Below are 17012 nucleotides of genomic sequence, written 5' to 3' on the forward strand. Positions count from 1 at the left end.
ATGATATGTATAGTATTTAATACATCATCAAAAGACATATTTGTTGATGTTGTACCAAGACATAATATTTTATGTTCATTGGATAATAAAGTAGATGGGAAGCGAGGTGAAATGATAAGAATATGAGAAAAAGAAGGAAGTTTAGAAATAATTTGTTCAAGTTCTGTATAATTTGAATAAATAATTGTACTCCTTAAATAATTATTGGATGTTTTGTCAATTGTAAATGCTCCTTTATATTGACAATCAACTATCAAAAAAAAGCCACTGGCTTCTTCTATATTGCCAAACTGCTTAAATAGATGCGGTTTAATAATAAAAGGCATGGTTTTTATTTTATTTAATCACTCAAAAGGCTTTACTAAAACTTAAATAAGCTATAGTAAAGCCTTCTATTTGTCACAATTACAGCCCAAGGTGGCTAGGTCGTACCTTGGATGATACTTTTACCCCACACTTAGTCAATTTTTCTTTCTTTTCTGACTTGGCAGATTTGTGATCTTCTTTAGTGCTAGTTTTCGGTTTCATGAATTTAAACTCCAATATCATACCTTGCTTCATGTTCCATGCTAAAAAAATTTAGCAAGTTTGTAAAGTAACAAAAAGTATAAATCGGTACAGAGTTTAACTGATATTTCTTTGGTGGCAATTGGCAAAAAAGTGTAAATTAGTCTTGCAAAGTTGCAAAAGGGTGCAAAAGGTAGTAAAATTACGAATAACCAATATCCAATATGCGGATCGCCGATGGATGTCCACGAAGTCCTGGAATGGATCGATGAATTGGTGTTGACCAAAACAGGATCGCACTTAAATAGCCTGCAACAGGCAGTATTATCAGGGGTTTGGAATAGTCAAAAATACAGAGAAATCGCTGCTGACTATAACTGTACTGAAGCTAATGTCAAAAGAGTAGCGGGCAGTTTATGGCAACTGATATCAGAAGAATTAGACGAAAAAGTTAATAAATCGAACTTCCGCGCTACAATGGAACGTTATTATATTTATAATTCTAATGTTGGTGATTTTGCACAGAGTAAATTTTGGGGAAGTAACATCAATCTCTGTAGAGAAAATTGGCATTCTGACGAAACTATACAAAACCGATCGCGCACTCCAAACGCCACCAGCCACAAACCTGAAAAACGCCACGATTTAACCGAAGCACCGGAATGCGATCGCGTCTACAACCGCACCACAGAACTAACCACCCTCAAGCAGTGGATACTCCAAGAAAAAATCCGCATCGTCACTATCTTTGGATTACCGGGTATCGGCAAAACCACCATCGCTAGAGAACTCATCGAACAAATTAAAGATAATTTCGATTATATTCTCTGGCGCAACTGTACCGAAACCCTAACCCTGAAATGCTTACAAACCAACTTAACTCAGTTCTTTTCTCAAGATAGAGAAACCAAACTCCCCTCCCTAATTGACTATCTGCGATCGCATCCCTGCCTAATCATCCTCGACGATCTCCAAGAACTCTTTGCCAGTGGTGAATTAGCAGGCACATATCTACCAGACTGTGAAAATTATAGCAAATTCTGGCAACAAATTGCGCGAACACCTCACCACAGTTGCTTCCTCCTCATGAGTTGGGAAAAACCCACAGAAATTGCCATCTTAGAAGGAGAAAATCGTCACTGCCGCACATTACAACTGTGTGGTTTGGGAGAGTCGGCGGCGGAACTCTTGACGAACAAAGGGTTAACCGATGAGGATAAATGGTGGGAACTTATCGAACGTTACGGCGGCAATCCATCCTGGTTAAATATAATCGCTTCTACCATCCAAGATTTATTTAACAGTAGCGTTGATCGCTTCTTATCCTATCCCAATCTATTTCTGGGAGACTTAGAACCCAGATTAAAGGCACAATATCAACGATTATCTGAATCTGAGCAAATGGTAACGCTGTGGTTAGCGAACCAAAACGCGGCAGACATTTCCCTCAAACCCGCCGAGTTAGCGTTGTCTGACTCCGATTTTTTGAAGGCGGTACAGTCTTTGAGAAAACGGGGTTTAATTGAAAAAATAACCGATAACGGATCATCACTGTTCGCCGTTCAAGCTTTAGTTAAAGCCTATGTGAAAGAGAGATAGATTTTGCTACAGATTATCTAGAATTCACGGTTGGAGAAATGCCCCAACATTCAAGTACTGGCGGCGTTGACACTGTTGGATCTTATCTTGGCACAATAACTATTAAGTAGAATGTCACTGATTTTAGAGTTTGTAGTAAGCGATGCGAGCGCTTCTGGCACGCTTCGTGCCTACTACGAACCCAGCTTAAGTCAGTACCATTCCTATTAAGTAGGTGGATTTCTGATAATTTCAGATATTCAATGATTCTAAGTCTCGATACCCATTAATGATGCGAGCAATATCTATCCCGTCAGGTCGGGGAAAGTAAAATATGATGTAATTTTCCACAATAAAACCTCGGAGATTTGCTTTGATTGAACTGTACGTTTTGCCCATGTTGGGGAATTGAGCAAACTGACGGCACTTATCTCGGACTTTTTTAAAAAATCGAATCGCCAAGTCTGGGTTTATTTCCGACATGGATGCACAAATTTCGTCTAAGTCAGCTAGAGCAGTATCAGAGAATGAATAAGTCCCCATTAGGAATCCTCAGTCTGTTGCTGTAAACGGTTCAGCAGGCGATTAAATACAAGTTCTCCATCTGTAACCTTTCCTTGTTGAATTTGGCTTTCCCCGATTTCGATTTTCTGGCGGAGTTCGGCTAAATATTGTTCTCTTTTATCTAATAGTTCCAAGGCGGCTAATATCACTTCATCCGCCGACTGGTAGCGTCCCCGATTTAATTGATGGGCAATCCGTTGTTCAATTTCTGGCGTAAGGGATAAACTCATGGCGAGAACTCCATACAGATTAACTTGATTATCGTGCGATGTTCGGGGGGCTTCTAGGACAATCTTTGTCTCCTTACCCAAATTTAGCGCAGAAACCCGGTTTCTCAAAACTTCCCACCCCAACCTATCTACATGACCCTGACTGGGTAAGCACGAACTGCCGAGTCCACTGTGGGAATGATCAAATTGTTGTGTAAAGCTTGGAAATTAGCATCCGATCAAATGGATCGCGATGTAAAGGTGGCAGTTTAGCCAATTAAACCACGCTATTTTCATCAAGCGCAAGGCTGGCAATTTGATGAATGTCCCGTTGTTTGGGTAAATAGGTTTCAGGATGTTCGGGTAAGGGTAACTTGCCTAACTGGTATTTAACAATAGCTTCCCAAACTGAAACCACACTGAGATAAACTTCGTTATTTGGATCGCGAAGGTAGGTGTTGCAGGGATTCGCAGGTGAGGGGAGAGGCGAAAGTTTGGTCTCCCCTATAGGGGGTTTGTTCGGTGACTTCGGGATGGGGAGTGGTGGTTAGAGGCAAAATAGAGATAAACGCTGAATTGCCAACTACCCCCATGAGTTACTGTCTCAATCCTAACTGTCCCAACCCCCAAAATCCCGCCGGAACAAAATTTTGCCTTACCTGTGGGTCAAAAGTACGCCTCAAGGAACGTTATCGAACGGTTCAACCCTTGGGACAAGGGGGTTTTGGGCGAACGTTTTTAGCGGTGGATGAAGATAAACCGTCTCATCCCCCCTGTGTGATTAAGCAGTTTTTCCCCCAAGCCCAGGGAACCAGTACGGTACAAAAAGCGGCGCAGTTATTTACCCAAGAAGCAGTACGGTTAGATGAGTTGGGTAAACATCCCCAGATTCCCGAACTGTTGGCGTATTTTTGCCAAGATAATCAACAATATTTGGTGCAAGAGTTTATTGAGGGCGAAGATTTAGCCCAGGAATTGGCAAGGAAAGGCGCATTTACAGAAGCCCAAGTTCGCGATGTTTTGAATAATTTGTTACCTGTTTTACAATTTGTTCACCAGCATCATGTCATTCACCGCGATATTAAACCGGAAAATATTATTCGTCGAAATCGGGATAAGCAACTGTTTCTGGTTGATTTTGGCGCATCAAAAGTGGCTACAGGTACAGCGTTGGCGAGAACCGGGACAGTGATTGGTTCGGTGGGGTATGTCGCGCCTGAACAAAGTATCGGTAAAGCGGTATTTGCGAGTGATATCTATAGTCTCGGCGTGACCTGTATCCATCTGTTGACAGGAATCCATCCCTTTGACTTGTTTGATGTGAATCAGGGGGTTTGGATATGGCGACAAGGGTTGAAAAATCCAGTGAGCGATCGCGTGGCTAAAATTTTAGATAAGATGTTAGTTAGTGCGACGAATCAGCGCTATCAATCTGTGGCGGAGATACTCAAGGATTTACAGTCTCAAACCCCTGTGGCTAAGGTTAAATCGGCAAAACCTGCACATCTTCCGGCTTCAGCGCCAATTAAGTCACAGCCAAATCCGCCTCAATATGGCAAAGGGTTAGATAAAGAATTAGCGGATTTGAAGTCTGAGTTTTTGCAACCGCCGACATCGAAAAGTACGCCGCAAAAATCGACACCGCCGACTAAAGGTTCTGCCAATACTCAAAAAACCCAAAGTCAAATTGAGCGGGAATTGGAGGATATAAAGTCTCAATTTTTGGGAGAATAGGTTGTTGTGGTATGGCAAAGCTTACGCCCAGAAACCGTAGGGGCGCACTGACGTGTGCCCGATTCAATGGTCAAATCTATTGCCCTATTTTTGCTGTGTTACCCGCCATCGTGGGTTGATGAAAGAGATTTAACAGAATCAAGGGCTAAAGCCCTTACTACGAACAGGAATTAGAGCGAGTTGTAGGTTGGGTTGACGCAGGAAACCCAACAAGATTAAGGGCTAAAGCCCTTACTACGAACCTGGATCAGGGCGGGTGCAAGTTGTTCATTTATCGGTGGGGAGGGCGGGTTTTGTTGTTCCGTTATCGGTGAATATCTGAATTTAGTCCCTAAACCCGCCCCTACAATTGTGGCTAAACCTGCCCCTACAATTTAGTTTAGGCGTTGACTTTATCCAGCAGATTAGACACAATAAACTCCCATTCTTGATTCAATTCACCGTTAAATTGTGACTGTCCACTGCGTCTGTACCAATAACGGGCGTTACTTAAGTCGCCTTCTTCGCGGTGAAGATAAGCATGAACCCATGCACTATCACTATCGCTGGCATTCTGCACGATGTCATGCGCCCTGTGCCAATCCCCTTTTTTGTCATACCACAACGCTTGCAGCGCTTTTGGCAATTGAGAAGGACATTTTTCCTGTTTCGCCGTTAATTGGGTAAATTCATCCAATATCATAGTTCTCATAAAACCCACATTTATACTCATCCGCTCGATCTATTATAAAATTTGTTACCGCATAAGACAAATTACGGTTTGAGAATTTTTCTAATCAGCATCAGGAATAACAAAGCGAATAAACCAATAGCGATACCCAAAATAATACTCCGGAAAATTGACCAGACAAACGGATGTATGGGTAACGAAAAATCGGGACGCCATTGGATGAGAATGTCTTGGGTGAGGGGATAAGCTGTTCGGCATTTAAACCTTAATGTCAATAATGGCAAAATCGTTGTATTGCGTTTAGCGAAGCCATGCCGCAGGCTTTACATCTTGCTCGCTACTAATACCCAATTTAAATGCATGACAGCTTAGTTTTTATGGCAAAGACAGCGCAACTATGAATCGGCGAAGACAGCGCAACTACAAGTGTAACTATGAACGAACAGAAAAAAGACCCACTGGAGGTCGTGGGTCGTCTAGTCTAGTGCAACGCTTTTATACTACCGACTGTAAAATGGGGGAGTATTGGTTTAGCTCACAGTATCCTAGTGATTTTAAAGTGACGGGAGTGCGATCGCGATATCACAGAACTTGCTCCCTCATTCCCCTGACTGCTGTGCTAAGGTTACGTTGACTGGCATTGGGATACACCGAATTAAGGAGAGCGATCGCCATAAACCTGTTCAAAGTGAGCATCAATCGGTTCGCAAAAGTTAGTCACGCCTTGGCTGAGAGCCGACATCAGGACTGGTGTTGCTAGAATCGCCGGAAGTAGGGGTGTCCCTGCTAAGTATTCAATCACCTGGGTATAAGAGCCATCAAGCAAATCTTGGCGAAATTCCGGCTTACAAATAACCGCACGGCATTTTTTGGCTAAATCGTCTAACCATCGAGCATTGTCGCTTTGGGGTTGTTGTCCGGCTCGAATCGCGAGTGCGATCGCGGCGTCTTCTAAATCCCCCTCGCAATCCTCAATCGCATCAAGCGCTTGCATGGCTTCGGGGTTATGGGAAAGCTGGGAGCGGAATCGGGCAATTTCTTGAGAGGTCACAATAGTCATAGTTTATTTTGGGCAACTTACCCAGCCTGGAACAGGGTTTTGCAACTATAACTATTTTCGTCTATTGCACCGTTAAACTACCATCAGTAGGGAACCCTTCATCAAGAGTCCCCTATTAGTGCAATAAGGCAGAAATCACTGAACAGCAAACATCTCCCTCAGCTTGCCATAGTGCCATGACACGTCTGGAACATTGCTTCCCCAGCTCCTCCATACCGACAAAGCTGCTCACGTATTTCCGCTATTACACGCCCAGCAACAGATCACCAATATCTGAACCATTAAGCTGGCGGGCGATTGCCAGTCGAGCTTCCAGTTTGGCAACACTGAATTGATTCCGCAAGTATTCCAAGTTAGCCACAGCGTTCGCCTTTTGATTGGTTAGCCGCATTACGGTGTTCAGGGCGTGCTGATATTCCAAATTCACCTCTAGTAGCTCAAATCGACGCGCCTTGCGTTGTGAGTCATTTTTCAACTCAGAATCAAAGGCGATTTGCTTGTCGATACTGGCTTCTAGGCGATGAATGTTAAGTTGCACCGCTTGAATTTGCGAGTCCAAATCATTAACAGTTTGAGCGGCTTGTGCGATCGCGGCGGGGTACTGACTCATGTTCATCGTAAATCTTCCTGTATGAGAATATCAATCTGGACAATCCTTTATCCGGTTATCCAAGCTAGACAGTTAACTGACTACGCCACCCATTCCGAAGCTTGGGAGTTGACTGTCTTGGTGGCTCCATCCAGGGAATTCCTCTGAGGCTGAGGATTTGGGGCTTTCTCTAAAAGGTTGACCTCAATATTCACCTCCACTAAGTACGATCCCGCTTCATCCCCCACGGCTTGGGCGATTAAACTGGCAAAATCCGGGCGTTCTGCGGTGATCGGGTGGCGTAGGATGCGCTGTTCCCACTCGTAGTCAGCGTTGGGGTTGATACTGAGAATGTAGTGCTTAATCATGGCGACAATCTTGAATGGTTTAGGGGTCAGGCGTTCACGGCGTAAAATCTTTGATAGTTCCATTATAGTACATATGTACTGAAAAGCGAGGAGTTTTGGGGAGTGAGGCTGTAGGGGCGGGTTTTACTGATAACGTTTCTCTACAAACCGATAACTTTACTAAACCCGCCCTTATCGGGGTGCAAGGAAGAGATCAAACCTGGTTTATCCTTGTCGGAAATACAGTTTTGGAGTTAAATTTCTCTTGGCTCTGAGCAGTTTTACGCTAATACCCTTGGTGCGTTATGTTACCCTACCCTTCGGGAACGCTGCGCGAACGGGAACGCTGCGCGAACGCTAACGCACCCTACAATAGTGGAATAGATTTTACAGTAAATAAAAGACGTAGCCATGCTACGTCTTCCTAAGAATGCAGAATTTATTTTGACAGCTAACTGGGGTTAATGAATCGATACTCTATTCCATCTCAGCATACTCTGCATGAACATCGTGGTGATTCTTACCATTCGAGTGACCATTCGACAACGATTGCATCGGTAAGGTGTTATTAAACCAAAGCGCTTGTTGAGGCAATGAAAGCAAGATTCCCGCTTCATCAAACGCCGCTTTTAGACGACGGCGAAACTCTCGCGCTACTTCCCATTGTTTTAAAGGCTGGGTTTTAATCCACACCCGAATAATAAAACCGCGATTGCCAAAATCATCGACCCCTAAAATATCGGGTTGATCTAAGATACGCTCTCGCCACATTTGGGTCATAACCATCTCATGAGCCACATGTCTGACCAAATCCAATGCTTTATCAACATCGGCTTGATAGGTGACTGGAATATTTAAATCTGCCCGTGACCAATTACTCGAAAGATTCGCCACAATTCTAATTTCACTGTTGGGAATCGTAATTAATCGTCCCTCAGCATCCCGCAACTGAGTAATCCGGAGGTTAATCATTTCGACAAACCCGCCAACATCTCCCACGCCAATCACGTCACCAACGGCATACTGATCTTCTAAGAGAATAAAGAAGCCATTGATGGCATCTTGAATCAAGTTTTGTGATGCCAAAGACAAGCCTAAACCGATGATCCCAAAAGCGGCTAATATAGGACCAATGTCAATACCAATTGCCACCAGTGCCACTAAAAGTCCGATCGCACTAAAACTCAAGGTGATAATATTTTTGGTGACCCCAGAAATCGTTGACACGCGCAACTGCGCTCGCTGAGCACCTTGTGGTGTGAGTAAATGATTCCTGGCAATGGCAGAAGAGAAGCGATCCGTTAAGGCATAAGATAGCCGGATGATCACGTAGGTTCCCAAGCCGACAATTCCCACCCGCACGGGAATCCGAAAACTGGCAAGGATTAAAACCTGTAGGGGTCGGGTGTAAGGAAATAGATTCAAAATGAATAGACTTCCTCCTATCCAGATTACCCCTTGAGTTAGTTGCAGCAGGCGATGTAAAACTTCTTTGACATTGCGCTGTTGATTTTGAGTAAGTTGAGTGGATATAGGTGCGGCGTTCGATTCAGAAGGTTCTAACATTTGTTTGGAGCGTTTTAAGCGGCTCTCCCAACGATAAATAAGTAAGCTGGCAACAATCATAGCTACGCCCGTACCAACGGCAATTTTAATTCGATTCCTCAAAACGTCGGGTTGCCGTTCCTGTTTTGCCTGGGGAAGTTGTTGTTCGAGTTGTTCGATAATTTGGTTCGCTCTCTGCTCTATAGGCACTTCGGTGATAGCTGCATCTTGATCGGTAACGCTCATCAAGCGTACTTCTTTTAACAGATCACCTCGCTCATCAGTAAGAGAGATGTAAATTTCGGGTAAATTGCTTTGTTGGTCTAATTCTTGGCGAATCTCTAATTCAGCATTCTCGTTTTTGAAGTAAGTACGGCTGATATCCTGTAATCGTTGTTCAATTTCTTGAATGCGTTGGGACAAAGTAATTTGCGATGCTTCTGCTCCCTCGGCTTCCTCAGCTTCCTCGGCTCCCTGTACTTCCCCAACTGTATTGGGGGTGGGGGGTAAAACTGTATTGGGGGTGGGGGGTAACTGCGACTTTTTCGCCGCAATCTCGAATAAACAGCGACCGTCGAGCCGGACACAATTGGAAACCACGGCATCCTCTGATGGCGTCTTGATGGTATTAGGCGTAGGTATGTTGACATCGGGTAAACCCGGTACCGATATCTGAGCCTGAACTGGAGAGATCACCCAACCTACTAACGCCATTGATCCGGCAATTGTCCAAGCTGAAATTCGCATTTTCTTCATCCTGATTGTGGGCTTGTTATTTTTCTTAACAATTCAGTATTCAGTATATAGACTAAAAAAAAATTTAACAGTAGCCAATTTGGAGTAAAATCTGGCAAAACGGGCAAAATGACTTTGTTTAAGCCGGATACCCAGTCCTGATCAAAAAAAGTTATAGCATTGGAGCCAGTTACAAGCAAATATTAACAATCGCGACTTTCGAGTTATCATCCATCTTAGGAGGTAGTTGTAGGGGAGTCTCTCAGTCCTAACTGAATCTATCAAATACCCATTTAATTAATTGATGCGACGATATATACTCATGCTGAATCGGCTTTTACCGGAAGCCGTGACTGAAGATGTATTTAAGCAACTTCACCAAGAGTTGTCAATTGATGCGAATTGGACAATTAACTATGCTGTACTAACGATTAGTTCTTGTCTGATTGCCACGTTTGGTCTGATTAGCAACAGTACCGCCGTAATCATTGGTGCGATGATCATTGCCCCGTTGATGCTGCCCTTACGGGGATTAGCGTTAGGGGCTTTGGAAGGAGACTTAAAATTATTTCGCAAAGCCTTAGGCGCGATCGCGGGTGCGACAATCTTAGCATTAGTTCTCTCGTGGCTGACGGGACGGATTGCTGGGATTCCTGAATATGGTTCAGAAGTGCTTTCTCGCACACAACCGAACTTAGTAGACTTGGGGATCGCAGTGGTAGCAGGCGGGATCAGTAGTTTTGCCAAGATTCGCGAGCGTATCAGCGATGCCTTAGCCGGGGTGGCGATCGCGGTTGCCTTGATGCCACCCTTATGTGTGGTCGGTTTGTCGCTGTCTCAGGGAATTTGGTCGTTTAGCTTAGGCGCATTTTTACTGTATGTAACCAATCTTCTGGGTATCACCTTAGCCTGTATGCTAGTGTTTATCGTCGCCGGTTACACCAAAGTCAATCACGCCTTAGGCTGGACATTTGGCTTCACCGCCCTCCTCTTCCTGCCGTTGGGTGTCAGCTTTTGGGAATTAGCCCGACAAGTTCGACTGCAAGCCACGATTAATAATACCCTGGTACGGCGAACGATTACCATCGGTCAGCCAGAGGTACAACTGGTTAGAACAAAGGTAAATTGGACAGCCAACCCACCCATCGTCTATCTCACGGTTGAGACGGATCAAGAAATCACACCAAAACAGGTGCGGTTAGTTCAGGAGTTTATCTCCAAAGAAATGGAACACCCCTATGAGCTTGTTTTCAACGTCAGTGAGATTAAACAAGTGACGGCGGAAGAACCAGAAGAACCAGAAGAACCAGAAAAACCCCAAAAACCTGTCCCACCCTTGTTACCCCCCACCCAAGCCCCTGTTCTCCACCAGCCATCAAGAAGTAATTAATTCAATGGTAGGGGCGGGTTTAGGGATTAAAGGCGAGCCAGTCATCGATAACTGAGCAACAAAACCCGCCCTGGTTCGATTTTATGGCGAAGACAGCGCAACTACGAACCTATCTCCCTATTCATAAGACGCCCTCCAAGTATTGAGGATCGGCTAAGTTAGTTAAGATGGCAATGCCAATTAAATAAAACCAACCAAATCTATGACAGCAACATCTACTGCACTCAAACACGAAGTCAAAGACATATCCCTAGCCCCCGGAGGCAAACAGCGCATCGAATGGGCGGGACGGGAAATGCCCGTTTTGCGGCAAATTCAGGAGCGTTTTGCCCAAAATAAACCTCTGGCAGGAATTCGCCTAGTTGCTTGCTGCCACGTTACAACAGAAACCGCCCATTTAGCGATCGCGCTGAAAAATGCGGGGGCTGATGCGCTGCTGATTGCCAGTAATCCTCTGTCTACTCAGGATGATGTCGCGGCTAGCTTAGTCGCCGATTACGGTATTCCTGTCTTTGCCATCAAAGGCGAAGATAACGCCACCTACAACCGCCACGTTCAAATTGCCCTAGATCACAAACCCAATCTGATTATTGATGATGGGAGCGATGTCACAGCGACTCTGGTGAAGGAACGGCAAAACCAGATTGATGATATTATCGGCACCACCGAGGAAACCACCACCGGAATTGTCCGCTTGCAGGCAATGTTCAATCAGGGAGTTCTCACCTTCCCGGCGATGAACGTCAACGACGCCGACACTAAGCACTTCTTCGATAACCGCTACGGTACCGGACAATCAACCCTCGACGGTATTATCCGCGCCACCAACATCTTGCTAGCCGGGAAAACCATCGTCATTGCGGGTTATGGTTGGTGTGGCAAAGGTGCGGCAATGCGGGCACGAGGCATGGGCGCGAATGTGATTGTTACTGAAATTGACCCGATTAAGGCGATTGAAGCCGTCATGGATGGCTTCCGGGTAATGCCGATGATTGAAGCTGCATCCCATGGTGATGTGTTTATCACAGTTACCGGAAACAAGCACGTCATTCGCCCAGAACATTTTGAAGTAATGAAAGATGGCGCAATGGTGTGTAACTCCGGTCACTTCGATATTGAAATTGACCTGAAATCCTTGGCAGAGTTATCCACAGAATATCGGCAAGTTCGCAACTTTACCCAACAGTATTTCCTGAAAAACGGCAAATCTATTATCGTATTGGGTGAAGGACGTTTGATTAACCTAGCCGCCGCCGAAGGACACCCCAGCGCGGTGATGGATATGAGCTTTGCTAACCAAGCCCTAGCCTGCGAATATCTGGTGCAGAATAAGGGTAAACTAGAACCCGGTCTACATTCAATTCCGACTGAGATTGATAAGGAAATTGGACGGCTGAAATTGCAGGCAATGGGGATCTCACTTGATACCTTAACCACTGAGCAAGTTGAGTATATGAACTCGTGGACATCAGGAACCTAGTTTTGAAATTTTCGGGTGTGGTAAGCTGATGTGCATTTAAATAGACAAGAGTGAAATCCTTGTCAGGGATGCCCTAACGAGATCCCCGATTTCTTGAAGAAGTCGGGGATCTCCAGAAGTCGGGGATAGAATTCGGTAAATTCTCAATTTCTATAGTATCGAAAGGTTTCAGGAAAATGGCTCGACTTTCGGTTGAACTGCAACGTTATTTTTTTGAAGAAGATCGACAGCCCCAGGTGAGACTGGCAGATATCCTGTCTTTCGCTGGGGAGCGAATTTTTGGGTTTTTGTTTGTTATCCTATCGCTTCCCTCGGCTTTACCTGTTCCAGCACCGGGTTATTCGATCCCCTTTGGCATCGTCATGCTGATCTTAGCCTTTCAGCTAATCATTGGTGCCAAACGTCCCTGGTTACCCCAGAAAGTCATGAATAGCAGGATGAAACTAGAAACAGTGCAGGGATTGGTTAAAGGGGGGATTCCTTGGTTAAAGAAGATTGAAGCGATCGCACGTCCCCGTCTAGCCTATCTTTGTACCAGTCTAACGGGTCGTGTGGTGATTGGGGTGGCGATCTCGCTAATGTCCATCTCGATGATGATTCCCATTCCTGGAACCAATACTTTACCCGCGATCGGTATTTTTGTCACAGGTTTTGGCTTAATTGAAGATGATGGGGTAATTAGCTTAGGCGGATTAGTTATTTGTTTACTGGGCGGAATTCTCTCAATTTCTATTTTACTAGCCGTTTGGTTTGGCGGTGCAAGTTTGCTGGATTGGCTTAAAGAAGTCCTGCGTTGAACGATGCCAGCTAAAATAAATAAAAATGCAATTTGCTGTCCTCCCTTTAACGCGCTATGTCCCAAATTCAAGAACTCGCTCCTTCCCCAGACATCTCACAAGATGTTATCTTTCCCCCAAGTGATCTCTATAGTGATGAACCCCCCTGGGAAACTGAACTGCATCTGCGACAAATTATCTTACTACTCAAAAGCTTAGAAGTTGAAGGAGTTAACAATAAGCTGAAACTATTAAAACGGTGTGGTTTTGGCTTCAGGAATTTTAATAATTTTACAATACGCGCTTTACTTTTGTGGCATTATCCTAACAGTTTAGCACAATAAGTACGGAAGACCCGAAAGTGCTGACTGCTACGCCGCCAAACTACGAGAATTAAATATCGATCCCGAAACACTCTAATGTAGTGTAGATGTGAAAAATTTAAGTCGGGCGGCGGGTATCGTCATTCGTTGTTTGTAATTTGTAAGGGGTTGAGGAACATTAAAAGCAGTTAATCTTAATAGAGTTAAGCTAATTTCCACCAACCTACTTAAAGTAAGTATCGCTTGGTGTAATCAGATTATATTGTTTCAGTCGGTTTTAACCGACTTAAGCTATTAGCCAAGAACTTGAGTTCTTGGCATCTGACTAACGAGAAGCAGTGTTTCGGGGATCCTCATAAATTTTCCATTCCCGAATTCCCATCGGACTAAGAATAGCTTCCGCCAAACCAACTTGATCAGGAGTCCCTTCTACCATAATCAAATACTCACCTTTAGCCACTAAATCGTGATAAACCTTAGCTTGCTCGTCAGGAACACCCCAACCGACTAAACCACCAACTAAACCGCCACCGACTGCGCCAACCGCACCGCCAGCAACGGCTGTCGCTAAAGCATTAGCCGCAACCGTACCGAAGGCTAAAACCTGACCAGCGCCAGGGAGTAGAAACGCCGCATAAGTGGTAATACCTAGGGCTTCCAATGCACCCAGAACAGCGCCGCCGATTCCACCAGTCGCCGCACCCGCTTTAGCGCCTTTACTGACTTGATGTCCTTTGCCTTTTTCGACATCAACACCAGCAAGTTCCTCGTTCTTACGCGCATCTCTAGCAACGACGGAGATTTGCTCTTCAGGGAAATTTGCCCGTTTCAAATCCTGTACCGCTTTTTCCGCTTCTTCACGAGTCGGGAATACACCAAGCGCGTGTCTGTTGTGTTGGTCTTCAGCCATGTTTCCCTCGCTTTCTTTTCGATTGTTCCAGCACAAATTCAGCCTTTGGTGCGAGATTTGTGCTTTCTTACCATGTCTACTACACATTGGGTCAGGTATTCATCTATCAATAGAGATAAATTTAATATCCAGAACCACCATCTGTAGGGGACTCTTCATGAACATTGGTGTCAACTTAAGGCTGAAAGCCTTACTTAATAAGAGATCCCCCTTCCGTCCCCCTTAAAAAGGGGGAGACCAGAGGATGCTTCGCTTCTGTTGCACGGGGGAGACCAGAGGATGCTTCGCTTCTGTTGCACGGGGGAGACCCAAGGATGCTTCGCTTCTGTTGCACGGGGGAAGCCAGATGTTGCTTCGCGTTTTTTGCACGGGGGAGACCAAAGGATGCGGGAGCTTTTTGTTCCATGGGGGAAGCCCGTCGAGTATTATGAGAAACCGGGTTTCTCGTGAGGATGACAACGAAATATCAAGCTTTCACCCAAAAAAACCCGCTTTCTTGACCGATGCTTTAACCCATATCACCCCATGATGAAGTAAACTTTCCGCCATTTCCGGCGTTCAAACATAGAAAATTTAACCCTTATAAGGCGGTAAATTGGGTCCTACTTCAGCTTGGACATTTACATCCCGAACCCCTCTAATTTCCCTTGCCAAAGGTTCAATCCTTTCCAGATTCTCTTGGGTTTGGATGTATCCGGTTACCGTAACGATTCCCTGATTAGCCTGAATCGCTAGTTGAGAGGTTGGCAGGTTAACCTCTAACTTACTCCGCACTTCACTTTGGACATTGCGATCAGAGCGTTCCTCTCCCTCCCTAAACACATTGTATCGTTGCTCCCGCGCCCGAATGTCAGCATTGGCTTGCGCTCGGCGGATGGGGTTCGTCGCATCGCTTTCATTTCCTAACACGGTGTCCAAGTCTGGAGGATAACCAACCTCATTGACCGAATTAGGAGCGCTAGTACTGGTTCTAGCGACATCACCACAGGCGGAAACCCCTAACCCTACAACACCTGTTAAGCATAAGAGTGTAAACTTATTCATTTTTTCTATCCTCTTCGACGACAAATAATCAGTTAATCAGTCAAGATGTATATCAATCCATCTCAATTCAGTTCCGGTTCTCGATAAACCGTTGATCTAGACATCTGAGCATGAGGCTCATCAACAGCCGCCACTGGGAAATCTGTATTTATCCCATCCATTTCTGGCGCATGGTAAATTCCTAACTCTTCGATTCCTCCATCTTTAAGTAGAGAAATTGCCTGACGAATTTGCTCATCCGTACCTTCAACAATGACCAAAAAATCACCCCGTAAAAATCGTTCCTGATACGCTTTAGCCTGTTTTTTGGGAATCCCTAATCCAATCAGTGCGCCTAAAAGTCCACCACTAACCGCACCAATTCCTGTCCCGGCTAAGCTTGTGGCTACAGCAGTCCCCAAAGCATCGGCTAACATGATTGGACCAATCAGAGGAATCGCTAACGCACCCACACCGACGAGTACGCCCGTTACCAGTCCAATAACACCACCGACAACAGCGCCATTAGCCGCCTGTTTACCTGTTTGATTACCCTTGCGAGTCTTCCTATCCGTATCGTGAAGCGACTCCTCTTCTAATTCTCTGGCAATCACGGTAACCTGATCCAGGGGAAAATTAGCCAGGTGGAGTTCCTGTAGTGCTTGCGTCACCGCGTCTCGGTTGGTAAAAATACCGATCGCACGTTTGTGTTGATGTAAAGCCATTGTTCTCTCCTTTTACACGCTAGAGATAAATTAGTCTGTCAAACTTTATTTATAAGCATATCTTATCGTTTATCGGAGATTGTTTCCTCAATCAATAGGTGTAACTTTAGTCTCTATCCATAGAAAGAAGGACATTTATGACAAATGACGTAGCTTGCTTCTCGCGAAGCGAGTATGACGAATGACAAATCAATTTATTACCACCGAACCACTAGGTAAAGGAGGTGAAGGGGGTGAACAAAAAACCTGGGACGCGGTTCAGAAAGCATTTCGCGATCGCACCTGTATCGGGTATTGGCGCTATCCCATATTTTCCAAGGTGGGCAAGTCTCGCAAGGAACCTGATATTCTAATTGTGGACGCCCAACTGGGTTTAGTCGTGATTGAGATTAAATCCGTCACCATCGACCAAATTCTGGCAATTACAGGTCATCGCTGGGAATTCCAAAACTATTACACCACCAGCAGCAACCCTTACCAACAGGCAGAAAATCAACTATTCTCCCTATTGGGGTATTGCGATCGCGAACCGATGTTGCGCCGTAAAGTCACAGGGCGGGCGTTAATTTGTCTTCCTTTAATTACCGAGGCTGAATGGTATCAAAGCGGCTTCTATCAACTTCCCAGTTGTCCGCCAATTCTCTTCCAAGATAATATCGTTTCCTGGAATAAAGCTGTTGGTCAATTGACGAGAGGTCAGACCCCTCCCAAAACCCCTCCCCTACAAGGGGAGGGAAGCGGAATGAATTTTTCTTTGGAGGGGCTTCCGGCTCCCCCTTCCGTACAACAAAGGCGAAGCAACATCTGGCTTCCCCCGTGCAACAGAAGCGAAGCATCCTTGGGTCTC

At 45.1% G+C, this 17012-nt stretch carries 19 protein-coding genes and 3 pseudogenes; 8 read left to right on the forward strand and 14 right to left on the reverse strand.

All coding sequences use genetic code 11. The features are described 5' to 3' along the window. Nucleotides 1–326 (reverse strand): hypothetical protein (locus ACLFWI_RS11955; protein WP_446413125.1); only part of this gene is annotated, 326 nt, incomplete at its 3' end. A 418-nt stretch (nt 327–744) separates the two neighbouring features. Between ACLFWI_RS11955 and ACLFWI_RS11960 the strand changes: the two genes are divergently transcribed. Continuing rightward, nucleotides 745–2106, forward strand: coding sequence for an NB-ARC domain-containing protein (locus tag ACLFWI_RS11960; RefSeq protein ID WP_446413126.1), 1362 nt, complete (start codon nt 745–747; stop codon nt 2104–2106). A 231-nt stretch (nt 2107–2337) separates the two neighbouring features. Here ACLFWI_RS11960 and ACLFWI_RS11965 read toward each other — a convergent pair whose 3' ends face one another. From ACLFWI_RS11965 to ACLFWI_RS11980, 4 genes and pseudogenes are all read right to left on the reverse strand, one after another. Continuing rightward, nucleotides 2338–2628 (reverse strand): type II toxin-antitoxin system RelE/ParE family toxin, encoded by a 291-nt coding sequence (locus ACLFWI_RS11965; protein WP_446413127.1) that lies wholly within the window; start codon nt 2626–2628, stop codon nt 2338–2340. Then, the gene (locus tag ACLFWI_RS11970) at nt 2628–2879 is read right to left on the reverse strand and encodes a type II toxin-antitoxin system ParD family antitoxin (protein ID WP_446370761.1); all 252 of its coding nucleotides are present in this window, start codon (nt 2877–2879) and stop codon (nt 2628–2630) included. The genes ACLFWI_RS11965 and ACLFWI_RS11970 overlap by 1 nt, the downstream gene beginning before the upstream one ends. A gap of 128 nt (nt 2880–3007) precedes the next feature. Then, nucleotides 3008–3366 (reverse strand): annotated as a pseudogene (locus ACLFWI_RS11975) (type II toxin-antitoxin system VapC family toxin). Further along, on the reverse strand, nt 3293–3451 hold the full coding sequence (locus tag ACLFWI_RS11980; RefSeq protein ID WP_446410015.1) for a hypothetical protein: 159 nt from the start codon (nt 3449–3451) through the stop codon (nt 3293–3295). Before ACLFWI_RS11980 ends, ACLFWI_RS11975 begins: the two are co-directional and overlap by 74 nt. Here ACLFWI_RS11980 and ACLFWI_RS11985 point away from each other — a divergent pair. Then, on the forward strand, nt 3450–4592 hold the full coding sequence (locus tag ACLFWI_RS11985) for a protein kinase domain-containing protein (protein WP_446413128.1): 1143 nt from the start codon (nt 3450–3452) through the stop codon (nt 4590–4592). The two genes, ACLFWI_RS11980 and ACLFWI_RS11985, sit on opposite strands and share 2 nt — an antisense overlap. Before the next feature lie 379 nt (nt 4593–4971). On the opposite strand, the gene ACLFWI_RS11990 is transcribed toward ACLFWI_RS11985, so the two are convergent. The 6 genes from ACLFWI_RS11990 to ACLFWI_RS12015 form a co-directional block, all read right to left on the reverse strand. Next, nucleotides 4972–5274, reverse strand: coding sequence for a hypothetical protein (locus tag ACLFWI_RS11990; protein ID WP_446410018.1), 303 nt, complete (start codon nt 5272–5274; stop codon nt 4972–4974). Nucleotides 5275–5345: 71 nt separating this feature from the next. Then, complete coding sequence (locus ACLFWI_RS11995) at nt 5346–5546, reverse strand: hypothetical protein (RefSeq protein WP_446410013.1); 201 nt, start codon at nt 5544–5546, stop codon at nt 5346–5348. Nucleotides 5547–5917: 371 nt separating this feature from the next. Further along, the gene (locus ACLFWI_RS12000) at nt 5918–6322 is read right to left on the reverse strand and encodes a hypothetical protein (RefSeq protein WP_446413129.1); all 405 of its coding nucleotides are present in this window, start codon (nt 6320–6322) and stop codon (nt 5918–5920) included. Nucleotides 6323–6566: 244 nt separating this feature from the next. After that, nucleotides 6567–6938 (reverse strand): hypothetical protein, encoded by a 372-nt coding sequence (locus ACLFWI_RS12005; RefSeq protein WP_006101408.1) that lies wholly within the window; start codon nt 6936–6938, stop codon nt 6567–6569. A gap of 74 nt (nt 6939–7012) precedes the next feature. Then, nucleotides 7013–7279, reverse strand: a complete 267-nt coding sequence (locus ACLFWI_RS12010) for a hypothetical protein (protein WP_446410017.1) — start codon at nt 7277–7279, stop codon at nt 7013–7015. A gap of 456 nt (nt 7280–7735) precedes the next feature. Beyond that, complete coding sequence (locus tag ACLFWI_RS12015; protein ID WP_446413130.1) at nt 7736–9550, reverse strand: mechanosensitive ion channel domain-containing protein; 1815 nt, start codon at nt 9548–9550, stop codon at nt 7736–7738. Between the two features lie 292 nt (nt 9551–9842). On the opposite strand from ACLFWI_RS12015, the gene ACLFWI_RS12020 reads away from it, so the two are divergent. The 5 genes and pseudogenes from ACLFWI_RS12020 to ACLFWI_RS12040 all read left to right on the forward strand — a co-directional run. Next, complete coding sequence (locus ACLFWI_RS12020; protein ID WP_446413131.1) at nt 9843–10928, forward strand: TIGR00341 family protein; 1086 nt, start codon at nt 9843–9845, stop codon at nt 10926–10928. Between the two features lie 202 nt (nt 10929–11130). Continuing rightward, nucleotides 11131–12408 carry an adenosylhomocysteinase gene (gene ahcY / locus ACLFWI_RS12025; RefSeq protein ID WP_446409086.1) on the forward strand — a complete coding sequence of 426 codons (1278 nt, stop codon included), beginning with the start codon at nt 11131–11133 and terminating at the stop codon, nt 12406–12408. A gap of 176 nt (nt 12409–12584) precedes the next feature. Beyond that, on the forward strand, nt 12585–13205 hold the full coding sequence (locus tag ACLFWI_RS12030) for an exopolysaccharide biosynthesis protein (protein WP_446413132.1): 621 nt from the start codon (nt 12585–12587) through the stop codon (nt 13203–13205). A 56-nt stretch (nt 13206–13261) separates the two neighbouring features. Beyond that, a pseudogene (locus tag ACLFWI_RS12035) lies at nt 13262–13405 on the forward strand (Uma2 family endonuclease); the annotation flags it as partial. Beyond that, nucleotides 13406–13528, forward strand: a pseudogene (locus ACLFWI_RS12040) (transposase); the annotation flags it as partial. A 304-nt stretch (nt 13529–13832) separates the two neighbouring features. Here ACLFWI_RS12040 and ACLFWI_RS12045 read toward each other — a convergent pair. The 3 genes from ACLFWI_RS12045 to ACLFWI_RS12055 form a co-directional block, all read right to left on the reverse strand. After that, nucleotides 13833–14417, reverse strand: coding sequence for a general stress protein (locus ACLFWI_RS12045; RefSeq protein WP_446413133.1), 585 nt, complete (start codon nt 14415–14417; stop codon nt 13833–13835). 573 nt (nt 14418–14990) lie between these two features. Continuing rightward, a complete protein-coding gene (locus ACLFWI_RS12050) occupies nt 14991–15461 on the reverse strand; it encodes a BON domain-containing protein (RefSeq protein ID WP_446413134.1) in 471 nt (156 codons plus the stop codon). A gap of 62 nt (nt 15462–15523) precedes the next feature. After that, entirely contained in the window at nt 15524–16165 is a 642-nt protein-coding gene (locus tag ACLFWI_RS12055; RefSeq protein ID WP_446413135.1) for a general stress protein, read from the reverse strand. A 181-nt stretch (nt 16166–16346) separates the two neighbouring features. Here ACLFWI_RS12055 and ACLFWI_RS12060 point away from each other — a divergent pair. Further along, nucleotides 16347–17012: NERD domain-containing protein (locus ACLFWI_RS12060; RefSeq protein ID WP_446413136.1), on the forward strand; the 666-nt coding region annotated here is incomplete at its 3' end.

It is taken from the genome of Coleofasciculus sp., from assembly GCF_046539235.1.
Taxonomy (GTDB): domain Bacteria; phylum Cyanobacteriota; class Cyanobacteriia; order Cyanobacteriales; family Coleofasciculaceae; genus Coleofasciculus.

What these genes read in the sequence shown, in the direction of transcription:
- ACLFWI_RS11960 (WP_446413126.1), top strand. Translation starts at nt 745, where the DNA reads ATGGATGTCCACGAAGTCCTGGAATGGATCGATGAATTGGTGTTGACC.
- ACLFWI_RS11965 (WP_446413127.1), bottom strand. Translation starts at nt 2,628, where the DNA reads ATGGGGACTTATTCATTCTCTGATACTGCTCTAGCTGACTTAGACGAA.
- ACLFWI_RS11970 (WP_446370761.1), bottom strand. Translation starts at nt 2,879, where the DNA reads ATGAGTTTATCCCTTACGCCAGAAATTGAACAACGGATTGCCCATCAA.
- ACLFWI_RS11985 (WP_446413128.1), top strand. Translation starts at nt 3,450, where the DNA reads ATGAGTTACTGTCTCAATCCTAACTGTCCCAACCCCCAAAATCCCGCC.
- ACLFWI_RS11980 (WP_446410015.1), bottom strand. Translation starts at nt 3,451, where the DNA reads ATGGGGGTAGTTGGCAATTCAGCGTTTATCTCTATTTTGCCTCTAACC.
- ACLFWI_RS11990 (WP_446410018.1), bottom strand. Translation starts at nt 5,274, where the DNA reads ATGATATTGGATGAATTTACCCAATTAACGGCGAAACAGGAAAAATGT.
- ACLFWI_RS12000 (WP_446413129.1), bottom strand. Translation starts at nt 6,322, where the DNA reads ATGACTATTGTGACCTCTCAAGAAATTGCCCGATTCCGCTCCCAGCTT.
- ACLFWI_RS12005 (WP_006101408.1), bottom strand. Translation starts at nt 6,938, where the DNA reads ATGAACATGAGTCAGTACCCCGCCGCGATCGCACAAGCCGCTCAAACT.
- ACLFWI_RS12010 (WP_446410017.1), bottom strand. Translation starts at nt 7,279, where the DNA reads ATGATTAAGCACTACATTCTCAGTATCAACCCCAACGCTGACTACGAG.
- ACLFWI_RS12015 (WP_446413130.1), bottom strand. Translation starts at nt 9,550, where the DNA reads ATGCGAATTTCAGCTTGGACAATTGCCGGATCAATGGCGTTAGTAGGT.
- ACLFWI_RS12020 (WP_446413131.1), top strand. Translation starts at nt 9,843, where the DNA reads ATGCGACGATATATACTCATGCTGAATCGGCTTTTACCGGAAGCCGTG.
- ahcY (WP_446409086.1), top strand. Translation starts at nt 11,131, where the DNA reads ATGACAGCAACATCTACTGCACTCAAACACGAAGTCAAAGACATATCC.
- ACLFWI_RS12030 (WP_446413132.1), top strand. Translation starts at nt 12,585, where the DNA reads ATGGCTCGACTTTCGGTTGAACTGCAACGTTATTTTTTTGAAGAAGAT.
- ACLFWI_RS12045 (WP_446413133.1), bottom strand. Translation starts at nt 14,417, where the DNA reads ATGGCTGAAGACCAACACAACAGACACGCGCTTGGTGTATTCCCGACT.
- ACLFWI_RS12050 (WP_446413134.1), bottom strand. Translation starts at nt 15,461, where the DNA reads ATGAATAAGTTTACACTCTTATGCTTAACAGGTGTTGTAGGGTTAGGG.
- ACLFWI_RS12055 (WP_446413135.1), bottom strand. Translation starts at nt 16,165, where the DNA reads ATGGCTTTACATCAACACAAACGTGCGATCGGTATTTTTACCAACCGA.